Source organism: Kitasatospora sp. NPDC056800, assembly GCF_042789775.1.
GTDB lineage: Bacteria > Actinomycetota > Actinomycetes > Streptomycetales > Streptomycetaceae > Kitasatospora.
In genome coordinates, this window is the sequence record NZ_JBHUAL010000010.1 from 52,478 (window position 1) to 71,817 (window position 19,340).

At 75.2% G+C, this 19,340-nt stretch carries 17 protein-coding genes; 6 read left to right on the plus strand and 11 right to left on the minus strand.

Annotated elements, in window-relative coordinates; all coding sequences use genetic code 11:
* Positions 1-57: 57 nt before the first annotated feature.
* The gene (locus tag ACFRQN_RS04235; RefSeq protein ID WP_380738080.1) at positions 58-1,518 is read right to left on the minus strand and encodes a hypothetical protein; all 1,461 of its coding nucleotides are present in this window, start codon (positions 1,516-1,518) and stop codon (positions 58-60) included.
* A 298-nt stretch (positions 1,519-1,816) separates the two neighbouring features.
* Between ACFRQN_RS04235 and ACFRQN_RS04240 the strand changes: the two genes are divergently transcribed.
* Positions 1,817-2,509 (plus strand): Tat pathway signal sequence domain protein, encoded by a 693-nt coding sequence (locus tag ACFRQN_RS04240; protein WP_117492178.1) that lies wholly within the window; start codon positions 1,817-1,819, stop codon positions 2,507-2,509.
* Between the two features lie 61 nt (positions 2,510-2,570).
* Here ACFRQN_RS04240 and ACFRQN_RS04245 read toward each other — a convergent pair whose 3' ends face one another.
* The 8 genes from ACFRQN_RS04245 to ACFRQN_RS04280 all read right to left on the minus strand — a co-directional run bounded on the left by ACFRQN_RS04245 (position 2,571) and on the right by ACFRQN_RS04280 (position 13,544).
* The gene (locus ACFRQN_RS04245) at positions 2,571-3,776 is read right to left on the minus strand and encodes a glycosyltransferase 87 family protein (RefSeq protein WP_380738082.1); all 1,206 of its coding nucleotides are present in this window, start codon (positions 3,774-3,776) and stop codon (positions 2,571-2,573) included.
* A 289-nt stretch (positions 3,777-4,065) separates the two neighbouring features.
* Complete coding sequence (locus tag ACFRQN_RS04250; protein WP_380738084.1) at positions 4,066-4,812, minus strand: class I SAM-dependent methyltransferase; 747 nt, start codon at positions 4,810-4,812, stop codon at positions 4,066-4,068.
* Between the two features lie 3 nt (positions 4,813-4,815).
* Positions 4,816-5,631, minus strand: coding sequence for an SDR family oxidoreductase (locus tag ACFRQN_RS04255; protein WP_375875307.1), 816 nt, complete (start codon positions 5,629-5,631; stop codon positions 4,816-4,818).
* Positions 5,628-6,491, minus strand: coding sequence for a TauD/TfdA family dioxygenase (locus tag ACFRQN_RS04260; protein ID WP_380738086.1), 864 nt, complete (start codon positions 6,489-6,491; stop codon positions 5,628-5,630). The genes ACFRQN_RS04255 and ACFRQN_RS04260 overlap by 4 nt, the downstream gene beginning before the upstream one ends.
* A 12-nt stretch (positions 6,492-6,503) precedes the next feature.
* Positions 6,504-7,760, minus strand: coding sequence for an aspartate aminotransferase family protein (locus ACFRQN_RS04265; protein ID WP_074004675.1), 1,257 nt, complete (start codon positions 7,758-7,760; stop codon positions 6,504-6,506).
* Between the two features lie 11 nt (positions 7,761-7,771).
* Positions 7,772-12,139: an AMP-binding protein gene (locus tag ACFRQN_RS04270; RefSeq protein ID WP_380738088.1), complete on the minus strand. Its 4,368-nt coding sequence runs from the start codon at positions 12,137-12,139 to the stop codon at positions 7,772-7,774.
* Positions 12,136-12,705 (minus strand): DUF6309 family protein, encoded by a 570-nt coding sequence (locus ACFRQN_RS04275; protein WP_380738090.1) that lies wholly within the window; start codon positions 12,703-12,705, stop codon positions 12,136-12,138. Before ACFRQN_RS04275 ends, ACFRQN_RS04270 begins: the two co-directional genes overlap by 4 nt.
* Positions 12,706-12,716: 11 nt before the next feature.
* Positions 12,717-13,544 (minus strand): phytanoyl-CoA dioxygenase family protein, encoded by an 828-nt coding sequence (locus ACFRQN_RS04280; protein WP_375875305.1) that lies wholly within the window; start codon positions 13,542-13,544, stop codon positions 12,717-12,719.
* 376 nt (positions 13,545-13,920) lie between these two features.
* Here ACFRQN_RS04280 and ACFRQN_RS04285 point away from each other — a divergent pair, with 376 nt between their 5' ends.
* The 3 genes from ACFRQN_RS04285 (at position 13,921) to ACFRQN_RS04295 (ending at position 15,622) form a co-directional block, all read left to right on the plus strand.
* Complete coding sequence (locus ACFRQN_RS04285; RefSeq protein WP_074004580.1) at positions 13,921-14,583, plus strand: TetR/AcrR family transcriptional regulator; 663 nt, start codon at positions 13,921-13,923, stop codon at positions 14,581-14,583.
* A 119-nt stretch (positions 14,584-14,702) separates the two neighbouring features.
* Positions 14,703-14,897, plus strand: a complete 195-nt coding sequence (locus ACFRQN_RS04290; protein ID WP_049659048.1) for a DUF1918 domain-containing protein — start codon at positions 14,703-14,705, stop codon at positions 14,895-14,897.
* Between the two features lie 44 nt (positions 14,898-14,941).
* Positions 14,942-15,622 carry a DedA family protein gene (locus tag ACFRQN_RS04295; RefSeq protein ID WP_380738092.1) on the plus strand — a complete coding sequence of 227 codons (681 nt, stop codon included), beginning with the start codon at positions 14,942-14,944 and terminating at the stop codon, positions 15,620-15,622.
* A 7-nt stretch (positions 15,623-15,629) separates the two neighbouring features.
* Here the strand turns inward: ACFRQN_RS04295 and ACFRQN_RS04300 are convergent, their stop codons facing one another.
* The gene (locus tag ACFRQN_RS04300; RefSeq protein ID WP_380738094.1) at positions 15,630-16,370 is read right to left on the minus strand and encodes a PIG-L deacetylase family protein; all 741 of its coding nucleotides are present in this window, start codon (positions 16,368-16,370) and stop codon (positions 15,630-15,632) included.
* 238 nt (positions 16,371-16,608) lie between these two features.
* On the opposite strand from ACFRQN_RS04300, the gene ACFRQN_RS04305 reads away from it, so the two are divergent.
* Together ACFRQN_RS04305 and ACFRQN_RS04310 are read left to right on the plus strand one after the other, a co-directional pair.
* On the plus strand, positions 16,609-17,628 hold the full coding sequence (locus ACFRQN_RS04305) for an MDR family NADP-dependent oxidoreductase (RefSeq protein ID WP_380738096.1): 1,020 nt from the start codon (positions 16,609-16,611) through the stop codon (positions 17,626-17,628).
* Between the two features lie 16 nt (positions 17,629-17,644).
* Entirely contained in the window at positions 17,645-18,037 is a 393-nt protein-coding gene (locus tag ACFRQN_RS04310; RefSeq protein ID WP_380738098.1) for a MerR family transcriptional regulator, read from the plus strand.
* Positions 18,038-18,129: 92 nt separating this feature from the next.
* On the opposite strand, the gene ACFRQN_RS04315 is transcribed toward ACFRQN_RS04310, so the two are convergent.
* Positions 18,130-19,335: an MFS transporter gene (locus tag ACFRQN_RS04315; protein WP_380738100.1), complete on the minus strand. Its 1,206-nt coding sequence runs from the start codon at positions 19,333-19,335 to the stop codon at positions 18,130-18,132.
* Positions 19,336-19,340: the final 5 nt, after the last annotated feature.

The following is a 19,340-nucleotide window of genomic DNA, read 5'->3' on the forward strand; positions in this document are numbered from 1 at the left end:
TCTCGCAGGCGGCGGCTCGGCCGGGGCAATCGGGGCGCGGCGCTCGGGTCGGGCCGTTCAGGGCTGCGGGGCCGGGTCGGTGAGCGCCGGGATGTCGTAGGTCACCTTGCCGATGTCGGAGACCAGGTAGCCGCCGTCGGGCCCGCGTCGGAGCGTCAGTCGCGGGGTGTACGACTGCCTGGGCGTTCGGAACCAGCCCTCCTCGGCGGCGTAGGTGCAGTAGGCGGAGACCTCCAGCTCGACCACCTCGCCGGTGAGGTCGCGCGGATCGAAGCGGCCCGCCGCGGGCCCCGCGACCACCCATCTGACCAGCGACCAGCCCCGGCGTGCGGTCAGGTCGGCGGGCCAGGCCGACCCGTTCTCCTCGCAGGCGGTCAACCCGCCGCCGGCGGCGGCCAGTTCGGAGGTCAGGTACCGGCGCGACCGGCTCAGGACGGCCGCCGGCCCGGTGTCGCCGCGGGAGGTGTCGAAGGTGCCCGAGGTGACGGCCCAGGCGATCGCGACGGACTCCGCGTCGTGCCCGTCCACCGTCAGCGGCGGCGTCTGCGCGGTCGGCCGGTCCTTCGGCGGGGCGATCGGATCCCCCGGCTGGTATCCCGGTTTGGAGGGGAAGCTGTAGCCGGCCGGCGCGACGGCGACCGTGGTGCCCGGGATCTCCTGCTGGTCCTGGTCGTAGCAGGGGTTGCACCGGATGCGCTCGCCGGAGCCGGTGCCGTAGCTCGTCTCCCAGCCCCTGCCGTGGGTCGACAGCTCGGTGCCGGACTCCCTGCGCACCCCGGAGACGTGGAACGGGCGGTCGCCGTCCTTCAGCGTCCAGGTGCGGCGCTTGCCGTCGACGGTGCCCTCGACCGTGAGCACGTAGTCGTAGCTGTGCCGGGTCGCGAGCACGGTGAGGCCGACGATCTCGGGCTTCCGGTCCTCCAGGTAGAGGTACTTGTCGGTGAAGTAGGGGGCGAACGACACCGGTCCGGCGGCCCCGATCAGCGCTACCGGGTTCGGGGAGTCCAGGTCGACGCCCATGTCGATCTTCTTGCCCTCCCCCTGTCCGGCGCAGTCCACGACCGTGCCGGGCAGCGGATCGCGGGGCTCGCCCACGATCGTCGCCCGCACCTGTTCGATCGCCACGGTGTGGCCGTTGCCGACCATCGAGACCGACAGCGGCGACGCGCCCACGTCCGTACCGCCCTGCGCGTGCGCCCACGTCCGGGCGGCTTCGCAGCCGGTGACGGCCGGCGGGTCGGTCGGTTTGACGACCCGGGGGACGACCGTGGTCGAGTCGGCGTCGGCGTGCTCGGGGTCGTAGTGGGCGCCGAGTTCCGGCCCCCTGCCGCCCTCCGTCGCGGTCAGCGCCCAGTACGTCGTGCCGGCGCCCAGCAGGGCCAGCACGCACAGCACGGCGATCAGCAGCCGCAGGCGCGGTCTGCGGCCGCCCATCAGCGTGAGGACGCCGCCCATGAACACGTTGCCGTGGATGGTGCTCTGGCTGATCCTGTTGTGCGTCTCATGCTGGTCGCCCACTCCACCCACCCCGTCCGAGGGATCCGCGTCCACCACAGTGGCGGTTCCCGGCGGGTGGAGGGAAGACCCGCGCCGCAAGCCCCGGGCGCCGTGGCGCCGTGGCGCCGTGGCGCCGTGGCGTCGTCGGCGCGGACGGTCTTGTTGACGAAATGTCAGCAAGTTCGTCCGATCGCCTTGACGGCATGCGGTCACGGCTGGACCCTGTGGACCCGGAAACGCCGCGCGCTCCCCGGTCCCCACCGCTCGGGAGCGCGCGAGAGGACGTCTTCTCGCCCCTCACCGAGGAAGAGGTTTTCCCATGCGCTTCAGCCGCCGCCTCCCCGCCACCGCCGCCGCCGTCTGCGCGACCGCCGCGCTCGCGCTGGCCGCCGTACCCGCCTCCGCGTCGCCCGAGTCCCTCGCCGCCGGCCCGGTGCTCACCGCCGGGAGCGCGGGCGGCACCGCCGTCGCCGTCGGCGACGCGCTCGCCGCACCGCTCGCCCCGGGCACCAAGGCCACCTTCTACTCGACCGCGACCAGCACCACCGGTGTCACCTGCGCCACCTCGCAGCTCTCGGCCTCGGTGCTGGGCAACCCGGCGGCGCCGGGCAGCGCGACCGCGTCACTGACCGGGCTGACCTTCGGCTCGTGCACCGCCAACGTCACCGGGGTCACCTCGGTGCGCAGCCTGACGGTCGGCAACCTGCCGTACGGCGTCACCGTCTCCGACGCGCCCGGCCTGCCGGTCACCCTGACCGGCGGGTCCGCCGGGACGATCCAGGCCACCGCCGTGCTGGACACCTGGTTCGGCACCATCACCTGCTCCTACCAGCTGAGCGGCGCGTTCACCGGCAGCGCCGACAACACCGCGCACAGCCTGGCCTTCCGCACCGAGCACTTCGCCAAGAGCGGCGGTTCGACGCTCTGCCCGGCCGACGGCTACTTCTCCGCGACGTACGGGCCGGTCGCGGACACCAGCCAGTCGGGAAGCCCGGCGGTCTTCGTCAACTGACCGCACCCGCAAGGGAGTCGGGGCGGGCGTGGCAGCGCCGCCGGGCCCACCCCGGCTCCGGTCAGACCCGGAGCAGGCCGAACTCCCGGGCGGCGGCCCGGAGTACGGCGACCAGTGCCAGCAGCATCAGCGCGCCGTGGGCCGGCATCGACAGGTACGGCGCCACGCCGGGTGCGATGAACTTGAGGTAGCTGCCGAAGGACGCGAGCTGGACCAGCACCGGCAGGTACCAGAGCCGCCGGGGCAGGTGGAAGGCGACGATCACGCTGAGGACGTCCGCGACGTAGAAGTAGCGCTCGTGCATGGACGGCAGCAGGAACGGCACCGCGATCGCGGAGACGGTGGCCAGCAGCAGGATCCCCGTCCCGGTGAGCCCCGCCCCGCCGCTCCCGGCCGTGGACCTGCCGGCAAGGGACTCTCCGGCCGCGCCTCCGGTGCTTCGCAGGGCCCGGACCGCCAGGGCGATTAGCGCCAGCACCAGCAGGCCCGCGACCAGCACGCCCGCCCGGCGCACCGGGTCGTCCTCGCCGGACGGCACCGAGACGAACTGGTAGACCGACGGCGCGTTGAGCGTGAGGTCCCGGTAGGTCCCGGTCTGCCGGGCGTACACCGTCAGCAGCTGCCAGGGGTCGGCGCCGAGCAGCACGGCGGGGACGTCGAGCGCCAGGTAGGCGGCCGGGACGGCCAGCAGGCACCGCCACGGCATCCGCCGGGCCAGGACCACGACGAGCAGCAGGGGGAAGAGGAAGACCGCCTGGAGCTTGAAGGCCAGGGCGATCCCGAAGAAGGCGCAGGTCCACCAGGGCCGACCGCGCAGGAGGTGGTGGACGCCGCCGAGCAGGAAGGCGGTGAAGATCGCGTCGGCCTGGGCCCACCACCCGCTGTTGGTCACGACCGTGGGCAGGAACAGCACGGTCACCGCCGCCGCGAAGGGCCGCCAGGGCCGGTGCGGCCACCGCAGCGCGACGATGCGGTGGGTGTAGTAGGCCAGCGCCAGGTCGAAGAGGACCGACAGGCACTTGACCGCCGTCAGCGCGGGCACCGGCAGCCGGCCGAGCGCGGCCATCAGGTACAGGTAGGGGACGTTGTAGTCCGAGAAGCCGGTGTCGCCGAGGGCCTGGAATCCGCCGTGCGCCGCGATGTACCGGTACCAGGGGCCGAGGAAGTAGTACCAGTCCGACGACTCGTACTGCAGCAGCAGGCCCCGGAGCAGGAGCGCGGACGCCACCGCCGCCACCGCGACCGGCACCGGCACCGGCACCGGCACCGGCACCACCGGATCGGCCCGGCGCGGAGGCGGGGTCCCTCGTTCCGGCGCGGCTTCCTGGGGGCCGGGGCGCAGGTCGGGTTCGGGTCGGACTGGACAGTGGTTCATACCACCAGGACGCGGCACCCACCGGAAACGGACGACAACGAACCGGTACGGATTTCCGCGGGCCGCCGACCGGGCCGCCGACCGACCCACCGACCGACCCGCGGACCGACCCGACCGGGCCCGCCCCGGGCCTGAGCTCGTACGGCTCCGGCCCGGGGCGCGAGCGGGCGACCGGCAGCGGTCAGTCCCCGGCCTCCCGGTGCCGCCACCGCACCGGATCCTCGGCCGCCGCGGCGCCCGCCGCGGTCCGGGCCGGCGTCCGGTAGCCCGCCGTGGCGAGCACCAGCATCTCGTTCTCCCCCGGCCGGAACTCGTAGGCCACCCGCTCCACCCGGCTGGGGACGCCGAGGTCCGCCAGTTCCTCGCGCAGCGGCTCCAGCCCGGGGTAGCGCTCCCGCGTGTCGTACACCATCAGCGGGAACAGCCGCACCTCGTGCCGCGCCACCCGGGCGAGCTCCAGCAGGGCCGCCCGGTGGAAGTCCCCGTCCAGCCGGTTGCCGTACGAGAACAGCAGGTGCGAGCTGAGCACCAGGTCGAAGGAGTCGTCGGCGAAGGGGAGTTCGGGCAGCGAGCCGGCCACGTAGCGGTCCGGGCGGGCGGCGATGTCGGCGCGGAAGTCCCGGGCGTTGGCGGTCCACTGGCGGATCATGTCGTCCGCGTCGGTGTACCAGGACCACACGTGGTCGGCCGTCTCCTTCACCAGCCGCTCGCGCTTGAACCCGGTCTCCCGCTCCACCAGCAGGCCCAGCTCCTCGCGGTGCTCGGCGTACTGACGGTCGACGGCGACGGCGTCGATGCCGCGCCGCCCGGCCTCCGCCACGAAGCTCGCGGCGCCGGCCGGGCAGTCCAGGACACGCTGCGCCAGGTCGCGCTCGGTGAGCGCGAACATCGCCCGGTACTCCGCGAAGGAGCGTGCGCTGACCAGCACGGCTCAGCCCCTTCCGACGAACGGCATGGTGGTCGGCAGCACGACCAGGGACTGGATGGTGGTGTCCGGCGGCTGCGAGGCCATCAGCACCAGGGCCTCGGTGAAGCGGTCCACCGGGATGGTCGCCTCGACGGCCATGGTCCGGTCGGCCTGCATCGCGGCCGGCTGCGGGCCGCCGTCCACCGGGGTGACGTTGCCGACGTCGATCTGCCCGCAGGAGATGCCGTACGCCCGGCCGTCCAGGGCGAGCACCTTGGTGAGGCCGAGCACGGCGTGCTTGGCGGCGGTGTACGCGATGGAGTTGGGGCGCGGCACGTAGGCCGAGGGCGCGCCGTTGTTGATGATCCGCCCGCCCTGCGGGGTCTGGGTGCTCATCACCCGGAAGGCCTCGCGGGCGCAGAGGAAGCCGCCGGTGACGATGGTGTCCAGCACCCGGTTCCAGTCCTCGAACGGGGTCTCGGTGATCGGCCGGCGCGGGGCGGCGGCGCCCGCGTTGTTGAACAGCAGGTCCACCCGGCCGTAGCGGTCGAGGACGGTGTCGAAGAGCCGGGCGACCTCCTCCGGGCTGCGGATGTCCGTCGGGACGGGCAGCACCCGGGCGGCTCCGGGCCCGGCCAGGGCGGCGGTCTCCTCCAGCGCGTCCTTGCGCCGCCCGGCGACGGCCACCGTCCAGCCGGCCGCCAGCAGGGCCAGTGCCGAGGCCCGGCCGAGGCCGCTGCCCCCGCCGGTGACGATCGCCACCCGCCCGTGCGGTGCGGGCGCGCCTCCGGTGCCGGCTCCGGCGGTCACGGCACCCGTGCTCTCGGCTCCAGCGGTCACGGCGTCCACTCCTCCCCCTCGTTCACCCAGACCCGCAGCATCCGCCGGGCGTACGGCCCGGGCTCGTCGATGAACGGCGAACGCCCGTGCAGCACGCGGCTGTTGCGGATGATCAGCAGGTCACCGGCGGCCATCGGCAGCCCGAAGGCGATCTCCGGCCGATAGAGCACCTCGTCCAGCACGCCGAGCGCCTCCCACTGACGGTCCGTCAACTCCGGTCCGCCGCGGTCGGGAGAGGAGCGGACGGTGCGGGTCTGGTAGTAGCACCCGATCGTCCCGTCCTTGCGGTCGTACAGGATCGGGGTGACCACCACCTGCGGACCGGCCCGGCCGCTGCGCTCGAAGGTCCACTCCTCGCGGAGCGTGGCCAGCGCGTCCGGCCGCTCCCGCTCGATCAGGTCGTGCACGTGCCGGGCGCTCGCCAGCTTGGTCAGCCCGCCGCCGTCGAAGGCGGGCCGCAGGCAGAGCAGGACCAGCAGGTCGCAGGTGTCGCAGTGGAAGCCGAGCTCGGTGTTTCCGTCGCCGTCCTGGTCGTGCAGCACCGAGGTGAGGTCGCCGCGCCCGTTCTGCGGGACGATCCGGCCGAAGTCCCCCAGCAGGAAGGAGAGCACCTCGGTGATCTCCTGTTCCGGGCGGGTCGCGTCCACCAGGCCGCTCACATGGGTGATGCCCACCGAGTCGGCGGCGTTCCGGACGAACTCCCGCAGCCTGGTCCGCACCTGCTCACCCGCGCCCCACCGCCCGGCCCGCGCGTCGGCCCAGAGCAGCCGCCGCTCCCGTTCCTCCAGCGGGAGCGACCAGAGCTCCCGCCGGGCGTCCAACTCCAGGCTGCTCCAGCCGATTTCGGTCACCGCGTCCATGTCCTCTCCTCCCTACCGGCCGCCGGCCGCGACGGCCTTCGCCCACAGTTCCAGGCCCTCGTCGATCTGTTCGGCCGTGACCACCAGCGCGGGGATCATCCGGACCGTGTTGAGGTGGATCCCGCACAGCAACAGCAGCAGGCCGTGCTCGGCCGCGGCCTGCTGGGCGCGCCGGGCGGCCTCCGGGTCCGGGGTGCCGTCCGGGCGGCAGAACTCGCTGGCGGCCATCAGCCCGAGCCCCCGGACGTCGGCGATCCCGGGCGCCTCGGCGGCGACCGCCCGCAGCCCGGCCAGCAGCCGGGCGCCCTGCTCGGCCGCGTTCTCGACCAGCCGCTCCTCGCGCAGCACGTCCAGGGTCGCCAGCGCGGCGGCGCAGGCCACCGGGTTGCCCCCGTAGGTGCCGCCCTGCGAGCCGGGCCAGGCGCGGCCCATCAGCTCGGCGGGCGCGGCGATCGCGGACAGCGGGAAGCCGCTGGCCAGGCCCTTGGCGGTGATCAGGACGTCGGGGCGCACCCCTTCTTCGTACTGGTGGGCCCAGAACCGGCCGGTGCGGCCGAAGCCGGTCTGCACCTCGTCCACCACCAGCAGGATCCCGTGCCGGTCGGCCCGCTCGCGCAGCCCGGCCAGGAAGCCGGGCGGGGCCGGGACGTAGCCGCCCTCGCCGAGCACCGGCTCGACGAACATCGCGGCCGTCTCGGCGGGTGCGGAGACGGTGGCGAGCACCTCGTCCAGTCCGCGCAGGGCGTGCGCCACCGCCTCGTCCTCGGACAGCCCGAGCCGGAACGCGGCCGGGAAGGGCGCCACCGCGACCCCGGGCATCAGCGGGCCGATGCCGGCCCGGAACCGGGTGCCGGCCGTGGTGAGCGAGGCCGCGCCCATGGTGCGGCCGTGGAACGCGCCCTCGAAGACGATCACGTTCTGCCGCCCGGTGGCGTGCCGGGCGAGCCGCAGCGCGGCCTCCACCGCCTCGGTGCCGGCGGTGGCGTAGAACAGCGAGTCCAGGCCGGACGGCAGGACCTCGCCGAGCCGCTCGGTGAGCGTGAGGAGCTGGTCGTGCAGCACGGTGGTGTACTGCCCGTGGATGAGCCGGCCGGCCTGTTCCCGGACGGCCTCGACCACCTTCGGGTGACAGTGGCCGGTACTGGTCACCCCCACGCCGGAGGTGAAGTCGAGGTGGCGGCGGCCGTCGGCGTCGTAGAGGTGGAGTCCTTCGCCGCGTACGGCGACGACCGGGGTGGCCTGCTTGAGCGCCGGGGAGAGCTGGGACACGGGGCCTGCCTTCACGGGTTGGTCCTGCCTTCACGGATGTCGTCTCGGGGGTCGTGACCGGCGCCGTCGCGGACGTCGTCACGGGTGAGCGGGGTCGGGCCGACGGGCGGCAGGTAGCCGGCCTCGGCGGCCCAGGTGAGCGCGGCCGACCACCACTGCGGGGTCGGCGCGGCGAACCGCACGCCCAGGCGGTCGAGCACCGCGGTGGTGTACGAGCTGTCCACCAGGACGCGGCGCTCCTCCTGCGCCGCCCAGGCGGCGGCCACCCGGGCGGCCGTCGGGTGGCGGCGCTCGGCCCGGGCGAGGGCGGCCGCGAAGGCCGCCTCGTCGGTGAGTCGTACGGCGTGGCCGTGCCCGGCCAGCCACCGCACCAGCTCGTCGTGCGGGACGGCGTGCGGCGTCTCCACGTGGTACGCGCCGGGCGCGGCGTACGGGTCGAGGGCGATCGCGGCGATCCCGGCGGCCACCGTGTCCACGTACGAGAACGCGAAGGCGGTGCCCGGCCGGCTCGGCGCGGCGCCGGCCAGCAGGTAGCCGCGGAGCAGCTGGTAGATCCGGTTGTCGCCGGCGTTGGCCTGGAACGCGCCGGTCCGGCTGTGCGCCGCGATGTGGCCGCTGCGGTGCAGGTAGGCGGCGTGCCCGCGGGCGGCCCAGGCCCGGACGGCCTGTTCGGCCCGGTACTTGGTCCGCTCGTACGGGGTGCGGAAGTGCTGGCCGATCTCCAGGTCCGCCTCGCTGAAGCGGCGCGGCGGGCCGTCGACGCCGCCCGAGACGGCCAGCGTGGAGACGTGGTGGACCCGGGCGTCCGGGGCGTGCTCCCCGACCCAGTCGAGCAGTCGGCGCACCGCCGTGTGGTTGGTGCGCTCCAGCTCGTCGGGCGAGGCCACCAGCCGGACGTCCGCCGCCGCGTGCACCACCAGGTGGGCGCCCCGGGCGTGTTCCAGTGCGGCCGGGGAGAGGCCGAGGCCGTCCCGGTCGATGTCCCCGGCGAGCGCCCGGGCGGGCCGGACCGCGCCCGCCGCGCCGGTGCCGAGCCGCTTCAGCGCCTCGGCGTCGTCGGCGGCCCGCACCAGGCAGGTGACCTCGGCGCCGCGTGCCAGGAAGGCCTCCAGCAGGTGCCGCCCGAGGTAGCCGGTGGCGCCGGTGAGCAGCACCCGGGCGGGTTCGCGCACCGTCGCCCGGGCCGTCGGGGCGACACCGGGGTGCAGCAGCTGGCCGGAGGTGGACAGCGGTGCCCGGACGGGCGGTGCGGCCTCCGGCGCCTCGGCGTCGGCCCGCGCGTCGGCCTGGCCGACGACCTCGGCCTGCGCCTCGGCCGCCACGGCGCGGGCGAACCGCCCGGTGATCCGCTCGGCGGCGGGGTGCGGCAGGCCGGGCCGGCCGTACACCAGGTCGGCGACCAGCCGCTGCTCCACCACCCGTGCGGTGAGCCGCAGTTCGTACAGCGGGTCGCCGCCCGTACAGCGGGCCGTTCCGGCCTGTTCGGCGGCAACGGTCCAGTCCAGCGCGGGCTCCTCGGGCAGCCGGAAGGTGCCGAGGAAATTGAAGCCGACGGCGGGCCGTCCGCCGGGCCCGTCCATCGGCCGGACGGGGGCCTCGCGCAGCCGCCGGGCCACGGTGTCCGGGGTGGCCCCGGCGTCCAGCTCGACGTGCTTGACGGCGGTGAACCAGCCGACGGTGTCCAGGAATTCGCCCGGGTCGCCGACCGCGTCCCGGCCGTGGGTCTCGACCTCCACCGCGAGCCGGGGGCGGCCGCTGTCACCGGTGACAGCCTCGGCGAAGGCGGCCAGCAGTACGGCCTCCAGCCCGGCCCCGGCACCGTGCCGGGCGATCAGCCGGGCGGTGGCGTCCGGGTCGAGCGCCCAGCTGAGCGCGGCGGGCTCCTCGACCTCCCCGGCCTCTCCGACCTCCTCGGCTTCCCCGACAGCGGCGTCCCCGGCGACGGGTTCCGCCGCGGCGGAGGACGAGACCGCCGCCCAGGCGTAGAAGTCCGCCGTCGGCGGCAGGTCGACCGGCTTCCGGTCGAGCACCGCCCGGTACGCGTGCGCCAGGTCGTCCAGCAGGATCCGCCAGGACAGCCCGTCGACCACCAGGTGGTGCGCGATCAGCGCGAGCCGGTCGTCGGTGCCGGGCGGGCCGGTGAACAGGTGGGCGCGCAGCAGCCGGCCGGCCGACGGGTCGAGGCTGCGGTGGAGTTCGGTGCAGACCCCAGCGACGGTGTCGGCGATCTCCCCGGCCGCGCGCGGGATCCGGGAGAAGGAGACCGGGTCGAGCTCGGCCACCGCCCGGACCTCGCCGCAGCCGTCCGGGGCGACCGGCCGGCGCAGCGCCGGGTGCCGTTCCAGGACGGCCGCGACGGCCGCCGAGAGCGCCTCCGGGTCGACGGCGGTGCGACAGCGCAGCAGCACCGACTGGTTCCAGTGCCGCAGGTCCCGCACCGTCCGCTGCCGGTACAACCACCGCTGGGCCGGGGCGAGTCGGCGACCGCTCGTGGAGCCGCGCGGGGCCGGGACGGACGGCGCGACCGGGACGGCGACCGCCGCCAGGCCCTCCGCCGTCGGGTACCGGTAGAAGTCCTCGTAGGCGACCCGCAGGCCGGAGCGCCGCAGGAGGGCGATGGTGCGCATGGCGAGGATGGAGTCCCCGCCGAGGCCGAGCACGTCGGCGCGCGGCCCGACAGCGGGCAGGCCCAGGGCGCCCGCCCAGAACCGGGCGATCTCCCCGACCGGTCCGCTCCCCGCGCCGCCGTTCACCCCGGTGTCGTCCGGTTCGGTTCCGTCCGAATCGGTTCCGCCCGACTCGGCCCGGGCCTCGACCAGTTCGGCCGCCAGCTCGGCCAGCCGCTGCCGGTCGAGCTTGCCGTTCGGTCCGACCGGGAACCGCGGCAGCACCAGGATCGGCTGCGGCACGGAGTAGCCGGGCAGCCGGTCCCGCAGGTGCGCCCGCAGCCCGTCCAGGCTCCCGGCCCCGCCTGCGCCGTCCGCGCCGCCAGCGCCGTCCAACAGCCGGACGACACCGATGAGTTGGTTGCCGAGCGCGGTCTCCCGCAGCAGCGCCGCCGAGCGCGCGACGCCCGGGTGGCCGTCCATCGCCCGCTCGACCTCGGCGAGGTCCACCCGGTAGCCGCGGACCTTGACCTGGCGGTCCACCCGGCCCAGGAAGACCAGGCTGCCGTCCGGCCGCCGCCGGCACAGGTCGCCCGTACGGTAGACGAGCCGGCCGTCGCGCCGGACGAAGCCGCGGGCGGTCTCGTCCGGCCGGCCGAAGTACCCGGCGGCCACGCCCCGGCCACCGATGAGCAGTTCGCCCACCGAGCCGTCCGGCACCGCCCGGCCGTCGCCGTCCACCACTGTCAGCAGCACCTCGCCGATCGCGGTGCCGATCGGTACGGTCGGCTCCTCGGCGGGCAGTTGGCGGGCGGAGGTGACGAGCAGGCAGGTGGCGCCGACGGTGGTCTCGGTCGGTCCGTAGTGGTTGGCCAGCCGCGCGGTGGTGCCGCCGTCGAGCAGGGCGGCGGCGAGCGGGCGGGGCAGCGCCTCGCCGCCGAGCAGCACGGTGTGCAGCGGCGGGGAGTCGGCCGGGCGGCCCTCCAGCAGGGCGGTCAGGTGCGAGGGGGTGGTCTTCAGCACGTCCACCCGGGCCCGCCGCAGCGAGGCCCAGAAGGCTTCCGGGTCGCGCACCTCGCGGTCCGGCACGAGGTGCACCGAGCCGCCGGTGGCCAGGGCGAGCAGCCAGGCGGTGTGGCCGAGGTCGGCGGCCAGGGTGGTGACGTGGGCGGCGCGGGGCGCGTCGGCCTCGGTGAGGTCGAGCCGCCCGGCCAGCGCCCGGGCGTAGTGCACCGCGTTGGCGTGGGTGACGGCCACCGCCTTGGGCTCGCCGCTCGACCCGGAGGTGAAGGAGAGGTACGCGAGGTCCTCGCCCCGTACCTCGGTGGCCACCGGGGGCAGCTCCGGCAGCGCCTCGACGTCCACCACCTCCCCGCCGAGGCCGCCCTCGGTGGCGAGCACCCGGGCCACCCGGACGGAGGCCAGCCGCCGGGCCAGGTCGGCCGCCGACCAGTCCGGATCGGCGAGCACGGCCGCCGCGCCCGCGCGCAGCACCCCGTACAGCAGCACCAGCATCCGGGCGTCCCGGGGCCCGAGCAGGGCGACCCGGTCGCCCCGGCGGGTGCCGGCGGCGGCCAGCCGGGCGGCGATCCGGTCGGCCGCGGTGTCGACCGTGCGGTAGTCGAAGGTGCGGACGCCGTCGCCCAGGGCGGGCCGGTCGGGGTGCGCCCGGGCGTGGTGGGCGAGCAGTTCGGGCAGCGAGCGGGCCCGGTGGGCGGGGTCGGCCGGGTGGCCGCAGGCCGCGGACCGGAGGTGCTGCGTCGCGGAGGTCACGCCGACTCGTCCCCCGTCCGGCCCGCCCGGGCGGGCCCGGCGGCCACCCCCGGGTCGCCCACCAGGTAGCCGTCCAGCAGCTCCCGCTCGGGCAGCCGTCCGGCCAACTCCCAGGCCAGCATGCGGTGCAGGCCGTCGAGGTGGATCAGCCCCGACCGGAGCACGAGGTCCCCGTAGTCGGAGTGGTCGACCGGGGCGGTGCTGAGGAAGACGGGCGTGAGCGGGGCCCACCTCAGCAGCCGCAGCTTCGCCGCGCAGACCGGGTTGGCGGCGGTCCAGGCCGCTCCGCCCGCGCGGATCCGCTCGGCCGCCTCGGCCACCGTCAGCCCGGAGCGCGGCACCAGTTCGAGCTCCCCGCCCTCGCTCAGGTGCCAGGGCAGCACGATGCCCAGGACGTCCGTCCGGGAGAGCCGGATCCGCCACCAGCCGCCGGGGATGCGGTCGGCACGGTCGAGGTTCTCCTCGCCGTACATGTTGCTGTTCGCCTCGTGGGCCCGATCCACCGGGTGGTCCCGCAGGTAGGCGTCGTGGACCTCGGGGTAGGCGACGGCTGTGACGATCTCCACGGCAGTGCTCCTCAGACGGTTCCGGTGTACTCGGTGCGGGCGTGTTCGCTGCCGGTGTACTCGGTGAAGTGCCGCTCCGCGAACAGCTCGGGCCACTGGCCGTCGGCCAGGTCCAGTTCGCGGGCCCGGGCGAGCATCTGCCGCCAGTACGGCTTCACCGGGCGCCAGCGCGCTCCCACCTGGCAGTAGGAGGCGTCGACGAAGTACCGGGGGCGGCCCGGCCCTTCGGGTGCCGGCCGACGGGTGTGGAACAGCGCCGAGTTGAGCAGCACGGTGGAGCCGGGCGGCAGCCGGTCGATGACCACCTCGCCGGGCAGTTCGCCGGTGCCGTGGTGGGCGTAGGCGGACTTGCCGACGGTGCGCAGGTGCGAGCCGGGCAGCACGGCCAGACTGCCGACCTTCTCGTCCAGTCCGCCGAGGTAGTGCAGCGCGTGGACCATCAGCAGCGACGGGTCGGAGCGGTCGTTGGGCTCGCAGTCGTGGTGCCAGGCCTTGCCCGGGATCCCCGGGTCCTGGCGGTCGCTGTGCAGGTGGTGGAAGACGAAGTCCGGCCCGAGCAGGCGGGTCAGGGTGCGCAACAGGGGCGGGTGGGTGAGGAGTTCGCCGTGGGCGGGCAGTTCCAGTTCCAGCAGCGGGGGCGGTCCGTGCCGTAAGGGGTCGGCGCACGCGGCGATCGACCGGGCCCGCAGGCCTTCGTCGACCCACCGGTCCACCTCGGGCGCGAGCCGTTCGCGCAGCGCTTCCGGCAGCAGGCCGGGCAGGACCAGGTACCCGGACTCCAGGAACTGGCGGCGGTGCTCGGTGTCGAGGGCCTCACGCCCTCCGGAGGACGGCGTCACCGAACCGATCCCCTCCTTCCGTTCGGCGGGGAACACACAGGGAATCGGCGCCACGGGACGTGGCGCGGGCAGTGGGGGCACACGGCGTCATCCAGACCTCGGGTGGCGGCGGAGCGTCCGTCACAGGCGCCTCGGCCGCCACAGCTGAATCGTGATCACCACGAAGAGGCATGCGTTGATCACGCAAGGTAGTCCGCCTCAGGAGTATGAACCTGTCTTCGCGTCCACGACAAGACCAATGCCAACCCGTGGACACCTTCCCGCCACCGTGCCGTTCAGCTCCGGCCACCAGTCGTCTCCCGTCCCACAGGGAACTCCGGTCCGTTCGCGCCCCGGTGATTCGCCGCCGCAACAGCGGATGCGGCACAGTGAGGTCATGAGCGACAGGAGTCACCCCGCCCCCGGACCGGTCCGGCGCCGCCCGGTCCAGCAGCGCAGCCTGGAGCGGTACGGCCGCATCCTGGACGCCTGCGCCGGGCTGCTGGACGAGGTCGGGGCGACCGCGCTCACCACCAAGGAGGTCGCCCAGCGCGCCCAGGTGCCGATCGGCACCCTGTACCAGTTCTTCGCCGGCAAGGAGGACCTGCTGGCGGCGCTCGCCACCCGCAACCTCGACCACTACCTCCAGCGCCTGGACGCCCGGCTGGCCGCCGCCGCGCCGGTCGGCCCCGCCGTCTTCACCGATCTCGCGGTGGAGGAGTTCGTGGCGATGAAGCGCGCCGTGCCGGGCTTCGGCCAGCTGGACTTCGGCCTGGCCGGACCGGCCGTCCCCACCGGTGTCCGGGACGACCGGTACCTGCTGGACGCGGGCGTGGACAACAACACCGCCGTCGCCCTGCGGCTCCAGGCGCTCGGCGGCGAACTGTTCCGGGCGGGCGACCCGACGGCCGTCATGCTGACCCTGCGGGTGGCCCTGGAGGCCGCCGACGCGGTGCTCAAACTGGCCTTCCGGGAGTCCCCGGACGGCGATCCGGCGCTGATCGCCGAGTGCAAGCGACTGGTCCGCGGCTACCTCGCGCAACAGCCGTCCGCCCGCTGAGGCCCGGCCCCGCGGGCCCCGCCCGCCCGAGGCGTTGCGCGCCCGCCGCCCCCGCAGCACAGTGGATAGCGGGAACCGTCCGCGGAGGCGGCCCGGCACACGACCCGAGGGAGCAGACCATGCACGCGGCGGTAGGTGACCGGCTCCACATCCACAGCAGGTCGGTGGGCATGGTGGACCAGAAGGGCGAGATCGTCGAGGTGCGCGGCACCGACGGCGAACCGCCGTACGTGGTCCGCTTCGAGGACGGCCACGAGGGCCTGATCTACCCCGGCCCCGACTGCAACATCGAACAGCGCCAGGCGGAACGCTGACCCACTCCCCCGCCACCCCGCCCCGCGCGAGGTGGTGAGGAGCGGTGCCCGCCCCCACGACCCCGCTGCCCGGGGCACTCGCCGGACTCGCGCCACTGCTGGACCACTACGGGTACCTCGCGGTGGCGGTGCTCGTCCTGCTGGACAACTGCGGCGTCCCGGTGCCCGGGCAGACCGTCCTGGTGCTGGCCTCGGTGTACGCCGGCACCGGGCACCTCGACCTCGCCGCCGTCCTGTTGATCGCGACCGGCGCCGCCGCGCTCGGCAACGGCCTCGGCTACCTGATCGGCCGCACCGGCGGACGCGCCTTCGTCCACCGCTGGGGCCGCTACGTGCTGCTCACCCCGGCCCGGATGGAGCGCGCGGACGGCTTCTTCGCCCGGCACGGCGGCAAGGTGGTCGCGGTCGCCCGCTTCGTGGACGGGCTGCGCCAGTACAACGGGATCATCGCCGGGACCACGGAGATGCCCTGGCGCCGGTTCCTGGCGTTCAACCTGCTCGGCGCGGTGCTGTGGACGGCGGTCTGGGGCACCTTCGGCTACCTCGCCGGTGCCAACATCGGCGCCGTGTACCACACGGCGCTGCGCTACCAGGTCTGGTTCGCGGTCGGGTTGGGCGTGCTGGTCGCCGCCCTCCTGCTCCGGCAGGTGCTGCGCTACCGGCGCCGGCGCCGCGCGGGCACCGACGCCGGCTCCGACTCCGGCCCCGACGCGGGCTCCGGGTAGCCGGAGGTCAACGCAGCGGGAACACCTCGAACGGCACCGCGAAGCGCGTCCCCAGCCGGCTGCCCGCACCCCGGCCGAAGCCCTCCAGGAACTCCCGCGGCTCCGCCATCGCCCCGCCCAGCCCGGCCAGGTACGCCTTGTGCTCCTCCAGCGAGGCGACGCCGAGGTCGAAGGTCCCGGTGGTGTCCACCGCGTGCTTCGCCTCCGGCGAGGCCACCGCCCAGATCTGCCGCACGCCGTTCCACGGCTCGTGGCCCTCGGCCAGCAGCTCGCGGAACACCCAGCGGTTCCCGGCGTCCCGGACCCCGTCCAGGGTGGCCCGGCCGACCGCGACGTGGTCGGCCTGGTTGAGGAACACCCCGCTGTAGGTGTCCCGGAAGTTGCTGGTGATCACGATGTCCGGCCGGTGCCGGCGCACCACCCGGGCGATGTCCCGGCGCAGCGGCAGCCCGTACTCCACGACGCCGTCCGGGTGGCCGAGGAACTCCACGGTGTCGACGCCGACCACCCGCGCCGAGGCGATCTGCTCCGCCTCGCGCAGCGGACCGCACTCGGCCGGGTCCAGCGTGTCGATGCCCGCCTCGCCGCTGGTCACCATCACGTAGACGACCTTCTTGCCCTGCGAGGTCCAGCGGGCGACGGCCGCGGCCCCGCCGTACTCCATGTCGTCGGGGTGGGCGACGATCGCCAGCGCCGTCCGCCAGTCCTCGTCGACGGGCTCGAAGGGCTCGGGGGCCTGCTCGGTCATGCTGCTCGTTCCTCTCGGTGCGGCTCGGGGTCGTCCGGCGGTACGGACGTACGGGGGTATCACAGTCGTACGTCCGTACCACGCGTGACTCTAGAAGACCCGCGTCCCCCACACCCCGTCAGACACCTCCGTGGCCAGGCGGCTTGCCCCTGACGCAAGGGTCAGGGGTTAGCGTCCGGGCGTCCCGCGGCGGCACCGACCGCCGCCGCCTCCCCCGCCCGCTCAGAGGAGTGCCGCCATGGCCCTGCCCACCACCGCCCGCGTCGTCCGGCTGACCGCCGCACCGGCCGGGCTGCCCGCCCCCGGGGACTTCACCGTGGCCGAGGAGCCGCTGGCGGCGCCCGGCCCCGGGGAGGTCCTCGTCCGCAACCGGGCCTTCCTGGTCTTCCCCGGGCTGCGCACGCTGATCGGCGGCGCGGGCTCCGGCCTGCCGATGCCGCACATCGCCCCCGGGGACGCGCTGTTCGGGCCCGCCCTCGGCGAGGTGCTGGCCGCACCGGAGGACGGGCCGCTGCGCCCCGGCGACCTGGTCACCCACCTGAACGGCTGGCGGAGCCACGCGCTCGCCGAGGCCGCGCATCTCACCCCCGTCCCGTCGGACTTCCCGGACCCGCTCGCCCTGGTCTCCGCCGCCTCGGCCGGCTACGGCGGGCTGACCCGCTCCGCCGGGGTGCGCCCGGGCGACGTGGTGCTGGTGACCGGCGCGGCCGGCGCGGTCGGCACGGTGGCCGGGCAGGTCGCCCGGCTGCTCGGCGCCGCCCGGGTGATCGGCACCACCCGCTCGCCCGCCAAGGCGGAGCGGCTGACCGCCGAACTCGGCTACGACGCGGCGCTGGTGCCCGGCAGGCGGCCCTTCGCCGAGCAACTGGCCGCGGCGGCACCGGAGGGCGTCGACGTCGTGCTGGACCTGGTCGGCGGCGAGCAGCTGACCGCCGCCGTGGACGCGGCCCGGCACGGCGCCCGGTTCGCCCTGGTCGGCGCGTTGGACGGCCAGCTCGCACCGGAACGCCGGGGCGGCGACGCACCCGCCGTGATCGACGCCTTCCGGGTCGCCACCCTCGGCCTGAGCCTGCGCGGCTTCACCGTGCTCGACCACCCGGACCTGGAGGCCGAGTGGCGGGAGCGCCTGGCCGGCTGGCTGCGCGCCGGGGAGATCGTCCTGCCCCGGACGCCGGTGGCGGGCATCGACCGGGCCGTCGGAGCGTTGACCGGACTGTTCACCGGGGACACCTTCGGGACGACCGTCGTGGAACTCTGACGACCAGGGAGCGGGCATGCGGATCGGGGACGCGGCAGCGGCGGCGGGCACCACACCCAGGGCGCTGCGCTTCTACGAACAGCGCGGCCTCCTCCGACCGCCCGCCCGCTCCGCCTCCGGCCAGCGCGAGTACGGCCACGCCGAGGTCGCCCGGGTCCGGGTGATCCGCCAACTCCTCGCCACCGGGCTGACGGTGGACGACCTGGCCGGCCGCGCCCACCGCCTCGACCTGCTCGACCAGGACCCGCCGGTGCGCTGCTCCGGCTCCCCCGGTCCCGACACCTTCGCCCCCGTCGTCCACGCCCGGCTGGCCGCCCTGGACGCCGAGATCGCCCGCCTCACGGCGCTGCGCGCCAGGCTCGCCCACCACATCGCCACCAGCGGCGCGGACGTCCCGGCCGGGGACTGACGGACGCCCGGGTCACCGGCCTCCGCAACGGACTCGCCCGGCACCTCGCGACGGGGGTGCGCGAGGTGCCGGGCGAGGGTCCGGGGGTGGGGTCAGGTCGCGTCGGCGGCGAGCCGGGGTTCGGCGGGGGCGGCGGGGGCGTCCTGGTCGGGCCAGCGGATCCGGGTGGCGCAGAGCGAGACGACGGCCGCCGAGGCGGCGACGGCGGCCATGCCCCAGAGCAGGCTGGTGGCGCCGGCGATGAAGCCGATCACGGCGGGGCCGGCCAGCAGGCCGGTGGTGCCCATGGCGGCGACCAGGGAGAGCGCGTCGGGGCCCTGCCGGGCGGCGGCGACGTAGACGCACGGGGTCACCGCGGCCACGCCGAGGCCGACGCAGGCGAACCCGAGCAGGGTCGGGACGACGCCGCCGACCGCCAGGGCGAGGGCCAGTCCGAGGCCGGCCAGCAGGCTGCCGGTGCGCACGATCCGGCCGTCGCCGAAGCGGGTGCGCCAGCCGTCCGCGAAGATCCGGGCGCAGACCATCATCACCGAGACCACCGCGATGCCCATCGGGGCGAGCCCGGCGCCGGCCTGCACGTAGTCCTTGAGGTAGAGCGCCGACCAGTCGTTCATGGCGCCCTCGGTGACGGTGCCGAACACCATCGCCAGGCCCATCCAGAGGGTCACGGCGGTCGGCAGCACGAAGCCGCGGCGCTCCTTCCGCTCCTCCGGCTCGGCGGCCGCGGCCGGGCCGTCCGTCAGCAGCCCCGGCCGGGCGGCCACGACCAGCACCGCGAGCAGCGCGGCGGCCACGCCGAAGTGCGCCGCCAGGGTGCCGGTGACGGAGGTGACGCCCGAGGCCAGCAGGGCGGCGAGCAGCGAGCCGGCGCTGAAGGTGGCGTGCAGCCGGGACATCGTGGTCCGCTCGAAGCGGGCCTCCAGCGCGGCGCCCTGCGCGTTCATCGCGACGTTCAGGGCGCCGACCGCGACGCCGTCGAAGAACAGCACCAGCAGTGTCACCGGATAGTTCGGCACCACCGACAGCGCGAGCAGGACGACACCGAGGGCGAGCGCGGACAGCACCGAGAGCAGGCGGGAGCCGAGCCGCCGCATCAGCACCGCGACCAGGGGGAAGGACACCGCCGCGCCGACCCCGCAGGTCATCAGCAGCAGGCCGATCTGGGCCTCGCCCAGGTCGAGCCTGGCCTTGAGCGCGGGCACCCGGGAGACCCAGGTCGCGTACTGGAATCCGAGGACGAAGAACAGTGCGCCGATGGCCACTTGGGACCGGCGGAAGTCGTCGCGAACGGGGGACATCGGTA

Bases quoted from the DNA above. Each gene is read 5' to 3' on its own strand.
- ACFRQN_RS04240 (WP_117492178.1), top strand. From the start codon at position 1,817: ATGCGCTTCAGCCGCCGCCTCCCCGCCACCGCCGCCGCCGTCTGCGCG.
- ACFRQN_RS04260 (WP_380738086.1), bottom strand. From the start codon at position 6,491: ATGGACGCGGTGACCGAAATCGGCTGGAGCAGCCTGGAGTTGGACGCC.
- ACFRQN_RS04285 (WP_074004580.1), top strand. From the start codon at position 13,921: ATGAGCGACAGGAGTCACCCCGCCCCCGGACCGGTCCGGCGCCGCCCG.
- ACFRQN_RS04290 (WP_049659048.1), top strand. From the start codon at position 14,703: ATGCACGCGGCGGTAGGTGACCGGCTCCACATCCACAGCAGGTCGGTG.
- ACFRQN_RS04300 (WP_380738094.1), bottom strand. From the start codon at position 16,370: ATGACCGAGCAGGCCCCCGAGCCCTTCGAGCCCGTCGACGAGGACTGG.
- ACFRQN_RS04305 (WP_380738096.1), top strand. From the start codon at position 16,609: ATGGCCCTGCCCACCACCGCCCGCGTCGTCCGGCTGACCGCCGCACCG.
- ACFRQN_RS04310 (WP_380738098.1), top strand. From the start codon at position 17,645: ATGCGGATCGGGGACGCGGCAGCGGCGGCGGGCACCACACCCAGGGCG.
- ACFRQN_RS04315 (WP_380738100.1), bottom strand. From the start codon at position 19,335: ATGTCCCCCGTTCGCGACGACTTCCGCCGGTCCCAAGTGGCCATCGGC.